The sequence below is a fragment of the Halomonas sp. A11-A genome (genome assembly GCF_003182195.1).
Taxonomy (GTDB): domain Bacteria; phylum Pseudomonadota; class Gammaproteobacteria; order Pseudomonadales; family Halomonadaceae; genus Halomonas; species Halomonas alkalicola.
In genome coordinates, this window is sequence record NZ_QGTM01000003.1 from 225,524 (window position 1) to 231,846 (window position 6,323).

4 protein-coding genes are annotated in these 6,323 nt (G+C 69.5%); all 4 read left to right on the forward strand.

What is annotated here, in order from left to right:
* Nucleotides 1-34 precede the first annotated feature (34 nt).
* The 4 genes from xdhB (at nt 35) to DER72_RS04500 (ending at nt 6,232) form a co-directional block, all read left to right on the forward strand.
* Nucleotides 35-2,494: a xanthine dehydrogenase molybdopterin binding subunit gene (xdhB, locus tag DER72_RS04485; RefSeq protein ID WP_110068786.1), complete on the forward strand. Its 2,460-nt coding sequence runs from the start codon at nt 35-37 to the stop codon at nt 2,492-2,494.
* 2 nt (nt 2,495-2,496) lie between these two features.
* Complete coding sequence (gene xdhC / locus DER72_RS04490; RefSeq protein WP_110068787.1) at nt 2,497-3,387, forward strand: xanthine dehydrogenase accessory protein XdhC; 891 nt, start codon at nt 2,497-2,499, stop codon at nt 3,385-3,387.
* Between the two features lie 13 nt (nt 3,388-3,400).
* On the forward strand, nt 3,401-4,717 hold the full coding sequence (gene guaD / locus DER72_RS04495) for a guanine deaminase (RefSeq protein WP_110068788.1): 1,317 nt from the start codon (nt 3,401-3,403) through the stop codon (nt 4,715-4,717).
* 144 nt (nt 4,718-4,861) lie between these two features.
* Entirely contained in the window at nt 4,862-6,232 is a 1,371-nt protein-coding gene (locus tag DER72_RS04500; protein ID WP_110068789.1) for an NCS2 family permease, read from the forward strand.
* Nucleotides 6,233-6,323: the final 91 nt, after the last annotated feature.

Below are 6,323 nucleotides of genomic sequence, written 5' to 3' on the forward strand. Positions count from 1 at the left end.
GCCTGCCAAGACGCCCGGTGCCGCGCCGACTAAGATGAAAGATGACGCCGACGTCGGCCCCGACTCCGCCGAGGCACGCCGGGAACTCGACGATCGTATCCAGGGGGCGAGCCCGCTGGCTCGCGACACCCTTCTCCCCGGCAGCGCCGGCCACTCCCAGGCCCACGAGAGCGCGGTGAAGCATGTCACCGGCCGCGCCGCCTATATCGACGACCTCAAGGTGCCGGCGGACTGCCTGCACGTGGCCCTGGCGCTCTCGCCAGTGGCCCATGGCCGGCTGACCGGCGTGGCCTTGGACCAGGTCCGGGCGCTACCCGGGGTGGTGGACGCGGTCGGCATCGAGGAGGTGCCCGGCCACACCGATATCGGGCCGGTCTTTCCAGGCGATCCGATCTTCGTCGAGGACGAAATTAGCTACGCAGGCCAAGTGCTCTTCGCCGTGGCCGCCGAGAGCCACCGCGCCGCCCGGGAGGCGGTGAAGGCGGCCTTCGATGCCGGCCTGGTCACGATCGACGAGCGGCCGGCGAGCCTCGATGCGGTGGCCGCCGCCGAGCGCGGCGAGTTCGTGAGGCCCACCCACGTCCAGCAGCGCGGCGACTGGGAGGCGGCGCTTGGCGGCGCCAGCCAGATCGTCGAGGGCGAGCAGTTCGTGGGCGGCCAGGAGCACTTCTATCTCGAGGGGCAGGCCTGCCTGGTCATCCCCACCGAGGACGAGGGGGTGGTGGTCCACACCTCCAACCAGCACCCCAGCGAGACCCAGAAGCTGGTGGCCGAGGTGCTCGGCATCCCCTTCCATGCGGTGACCGTGGAGGTGCGGCGCATGGGCGGCGGCTTCGGCGGCAAGGAGACCCAGGCCTCGCCCTGGGCCTGCATCGCCGCACTGATCGCGCGGCGCACCGGCCGCGCGGCCAGGCTGCGCCTGCCCCGGGGTGACGACATGCGAGCCACCGGCAAGCGCCACCCCTTCCACAACCGCTACCGGCTGGGGGTGGACGAGCGTGGCGTGATTCAGGGCGGCGAGATCACCGTGATCGGCGACTGCGGCTACTCGCCGGACCTGTCGGATGCCATCGTCGACCGCGCCATGTTCCACGCCGACAACGCCTACTCCCTGGGCGCGGCCCGGGTCACCGGCCATCGCGCCCGCACCCATACCGCCTCCAACACCGCCTTCCGCGGCTTCGGCGGCCCCCAGGGGATGATGGTGATCGAGGCGGCCATGGACGATATCGCCCGCCGGGTGGGAGAGGACCCACTCACCGTGCGCAAGCGCAATCTCTACCGCCGCGAACGCAACGTCACCCACTACGGCCAGACCGTGGAGCAGGTCGGCCTGCTGCATGAGCTGATCGAGCGCCTGGAGGCGAGCAGCGACTACTGGGCACGGCGAGAGGCCATCACCGCCTTCAACGCGGGCAGCCCCGTGATCAAGCGCGGCCTGGCGCTGACCCCGGTGAAGTTCGGCATCTCCTTCACCGCCAAGCACCTCAACCAGGCCGGCGCCCTGCTTCACGTCTATACCGACGGCAGCGTGCAGATCAACCACGGCGGCACCGAGATGGGCCAGGGGCTGCACACCAAGATCTGCCAGGTGGTGGCCCGGGAGCTGGCGCTGGACCTCGACAGCGTCCGCATCACCGCTACCCGCACCGACAAGGTGCCCAACACCTCGCCCACCGCCGCCTCCAGCGGCGCGGACCTCAACGGCATGGCCGCCCGCGACGCCTGCCTGAGGCTCAAGGCGCGGCTCTTCGACTTCGCCGCCGAGCACTTTTATGAAGGGCATGCCCTCGACCGCGAAGGCATGCGCCTGGAGGACGGCCACCTGGTAGCAGGCGAAGGGGAAAGCGAGCGGCGCATCCCCTGGGGCGAGCTGGTGCAGGCGGCCTACCTGGGCCGCGTCTCGCTCTCCGAAAAGGGCTTCTACGCCACGCCGCTGATCCACTACGACCGCGACACCGGCCAGGGGCGCCCCTTCTACTACTACGCCTTCGGGGCCGCCGTGGCCGAGGTAAGCGTCGACACCCTGAGCGGCGAGTACCAGGTGAGCCGGGTCGACATCCTGCATGACGTGGGCGACTCCCTGAACCCGGCCATCGATATCGGCCAGGTGGAGGGCGGCTTCATTCAGGGCATGGGCTGGCTGACCAGCGAGGAACTTAAGTGGAACAACGCCGGCCGGCTAATCTCCGACGGGCCCGCCACCTACAAGATCCCCACCTATGGCGACCTGCCCCCGGTATTCAACGTCGCGCTGATGGAGGGGCACCCCAACTCCATGGCCAGCATCTACCGCTCCAAGGCGGTGGGCGAACCGCCCTTCATGCTGGGCATCTCGGTGTGGTCGGCGCTGCGTGACGCCCTGGCGAGCCTCGCCGACTACCGCGAGGCCCCGCGGCTCGACACCCCGGCCACGCCGGAACGGGTACTGCTGGCCGCCGAGGCGCTGCGCGCCCGCCACAGCGACTGGCCGCCGGCCTTCGGGGAGCAGTGACCGTGGCCCCGCAGAGCACGCCCACGGCGAACGAAAGTCGCCCCGAGAGCTGGCACGCCGCCCTGCATCGCCTGCAGCGCGACGGCGCCCCCCACGCCCTGGCCACCCAGGTGACTAGCGCCGGCTCCACGCCCCGGGAGCCCGGGGCGAGGATGGTGATCACCCCGGATGCCGTCTTCGACACCCTGGGCGGCGGCACCTTCGAGTACCAGGTGATCGAGGCCGCCCGGGCGCGGCTCGTAGGCAACGATGGCCGTCCCGAGGGGGGCATCAGCCTCGAGGCCTTCTCCCTGGGCGGGCGCAGCGGCCAGTGCTGCGGCGGCTTCGTCAACGTGCTGATCGAGGTCTTCCCGGGCAGCGCCACCACCCTGGCGCTGTTCGGTGCCGGCCACGTGGGCACCGAACTCGTGCGCCTGGCCGCCCCGCTGCCCTGGCAGGTGCGCTGGCACGACAGCCGGGAGGCGATCTTCCCCGACTGGGCGGCAGAGCAGCCGCGGCTAGCCTGCCGCCACGCCCCCGACCCGGTCGCTGCCGTGGCCGCGCTACCGCCGGGCGCCCATGCCCTGGTGCTGACCCACGACCACGCTGAGGATCTCGCCCTGGTGGATGCCCTGCTCGCCCGTGGCGACGTCGCCTCCCTCGGCCTGATCGGCTCGGGAAGCAAGTGGGCCAGCTTTCGCTCGCGGCTGGGCAAGGCCGGTCATGACGAGGCCGCACTTGCCCGGGTGCGCTGCCCCATCGGCATGGCGGCAGGTGGCACCGGGGGCGACAAGACCCCCTACGCCATTGCGCTTGCCACCCTCGCCGAGCTTCTGCCGCTGACGGCAAGCGTCGAACGCCCCGACCAGCGTGGCCTGGATCCTGCCGAGCTGCGCCACCTGTTTCAATCATGAGCCCCTGACCACAATGACGATGAACGACTCGCGCCTGCTGCGCGCCGAACTGCTGAGCTTCGATGCCGACCCCGGCGACGCCGATACCCCCGCCCCGGGCAGCGTCACCCACCACCCGGACGGTGCCCTGTGGATCGAGAACGGTCGGATCCGGGCCATCGGCGACTACGCCACCCTGGCCCCCGAGCTGCCCCCGGGCCTCGAGGTGATCGATCACCGCGGCAAGCTGATCACCCCCGGCTTCATCGACAGCCACGTCCACTACGTGCAGCTGGAGATCATGGCCTCCTACGGACGTCAGCTGCTCGACTGGCTCAACGACTACACCTTCCCGGAGGAGCAACAGTTCGCCAGCCGCGAGCACGCAGACGCCCTCTCCGAGGCCTTCCTCGACGAGATGCTCAGGGTCGGCACCACCACCGCCCAGGTGTTCTGCTCGAGCCACCCGGTCTCGGTGGACGCCTTCTTCGCGGCGAGCCAGCGGCGCGGGCTCTGCATGCTGGCCGGCAAGGTGCTGATGGACCGCCACGCTCCCGAAGGCCTCACCGACGACACCCTGGGCGGCATCCGCGACAGCGAGCGACTGATCGGCGACTGGCACGGCAAGGGGCGGCTCGGCTACAGCCTCACCCCGCGCTTCGCGCCCACCTCCACCCGGGCCCAGCTCGACGCCACCGGCGCCATCCTGAGAAACGACCCGAGCCTCTGGCTGCAGACCCACCTGGCCGAGAACACCGGCGAGCTGGACTGGGTGGCGGAGCTCTTCCCCGGCAGCCGCGACTACCTCGCGGTCTACGAGGAATCGGGCCTGGTGGGGCCGCGCAGCACCTTCGCCCACGGCATCCACCTGGACCAGGAGATGCGCGCACGCCTGGCCGAGCGCGGCGCCAACCTCGCCTTCTGTCCCAGCTCCAACCTCTTCCTCGGCAGCGGCCTCTTCGACCGCCAGGCGGCCCGGGAGATGGGGCTGGGCGTGACCTTCGCCAGCGACGTGGGCGGCGGCACCGACCTCTCGGGGCTTGCCACCCTGAAGGCCGCCTACCAGGTCGGCCAGCTGCGCGGCCAGCCCCTCACCGCCTGGCAGGGCTTCCATGGCCTGACCCTCGGCAACGCCCGGGCCCTCTCCTTGAGCGATCGCATCGGCCGCCTGGCGCCGGGCATGGACGCCGACTTCGTGGTGCTCGACCCCGCGGCGACCCCGCTGCTGGCGCGGCGCACCGCGCGCTGCCGCACCCTTGGTGAGACGCTCTTCGCGCTGATGATGCTGGGCGATGATCGCAGCGTGGCCGAGACCTGGGCCGGAGGGCGCCTGCAGCACCGCCGCTCCTGAGCGGGCGTGCCGCCCATTCACCATCACCACACGAAACGCACCTGACACGACGGCCCTCCGCGCATGGAGGGCCATCGCCAGCGGGCCAACTGCGGCCCATAGCTGACCATATGGTCAGAAACCCACAACAACAACGGGGTTCTCATGGACACCAACAATGCCTCCCTGTCAGGCGAGTCACTCAAGCCGACATCGTCAACGGAAGGACACTGGCTCGACCGCTACTTCGGGGTGAGCCGCCGCGGCTCCACCCTGCGCACCGAGGTGCTGGCCGGCATGGCCACCTTCCTTGCCTCGATGTACATCATCGTGGTCAACCCGGCGATCCTCTCCGACGCCGGCATTCCCTTCTCCGCCGCCCTCTCGGCCACGGTCCTGATCAGCTTCATGAGCAGCCTGGCCATGGGGCTCTATGCCCGCAACCCCATCCTGGTGGCCCCCGGCATGGGCATGAACGCCCTGTTCACCTACACCCTGGTGCAGGGTGCGGGGCTCTCCTGGGAGGTGGCGCTGGGCTGCGTGTTCTGGTCAGGCGTGATGTTCGCGATCCTGGCCATGTTCAACGTGCGAAAGGCGATCATTGAGGCGATTCCGCCCTCGCTGCGCTATGCCATCACCTGCGGCATCGGACTCTTCATCACCTTCATCGGCCTGAAGAACGCCGGCTTCATCGTCGGCAGCGACGCCACCCTGGTCACACTCGGCAGCTTCGACCCGGCGCTGGGGATCTTCTTCCTGGGCATGATGGCCACCGCCATCCTGGTGATCCTGCGCTTCAACGGCGCCCTGATCCTGGGGATCGCGCTCACCACCCTGCTGGCCACGCCCATGGGGCGCCTGTGGGGCGGCGAGGTGATGGTGGAGTGGAGCGGGCTGGCCGCCTGGCCCGACTTCAGCGCGGTGATGCAGGTGGACATCTGGGGCGCCCTCAAGGTCGCCTACCTGCCCTTCATCTTCGTGATGCTCTTCACCAACTTCTTCGATGCGCTCTCCTGCTTCATGGCGCTGTCGGAGTCGGCGGACCTCAAGGACAAGGACGGCAACCCCCGCAACCTCAAGCGCTCCATGACGGTGGACGCCTTCGCCTCGATGATCGCCGCACCGCTGGGCACCAGTGCGGCCCAGACCTTCATCGAATCCGGCGCGGGCGTGGCCCAGGGCGGGCGCACGGGGCTGGTGGCGGTGGTGATCGCCCTGCTCTTCCTGCCCTTCCTGTTCCTCTCGCCGCTGCTCTCGCTGGTGCCGAGCATCGCCACGGCGCCGGCCCTGGTGCTGGTGGGGCTCTTCATGCTCTCGCCCATCGGCAAGATCGACTGGAATCGCTATGACGAGGCCTTCCCGGCCTTCCTGGCGATCATCCTGATGCCGCTGACCTACTCGATCACCCTGGGGATCGCCTTCGGCTTCCTCAGCTTCGTGCTGATCAAGGTGTTCACCGGCCGGATGCAGGCGATCCGCCCCGCCATGTGGATCTCGGCGGCGCTGAGCGTGGTGATGCTCGCCACGACCCACTAGCCCGGATTTCTCATAGTGCTCCAACAACCTTCGCAGACCAAGCCTGGTAGTGCCAGATCCGAGTGGTCATGGTCGAAGTTGGCGATTATTT

Excerpts from the sequence above, each read along its gene's own strand:
- xdhB (WP_110068786.1), top strand. The coding sequence starts at position 35 with ATGAAAGATGACGCCGACGTCGGCCCCGACTCCGCCGAGGCACGCCGG.
- guaD (WP_110068788.1), top strand. The coding sequence starts at position 3,401 with ATGACGATGAACGACTCGCGCCTGCTGCGCGCCGAACTGCTGAGCTTC.
- DER72_RS04500 (WP_110068789.1), top strand. The coding sequence starts at position 4,862 with ATGGACACCAACAATGCCTCCCTGTCAGGCGAGTCACTCAAGCCGACA.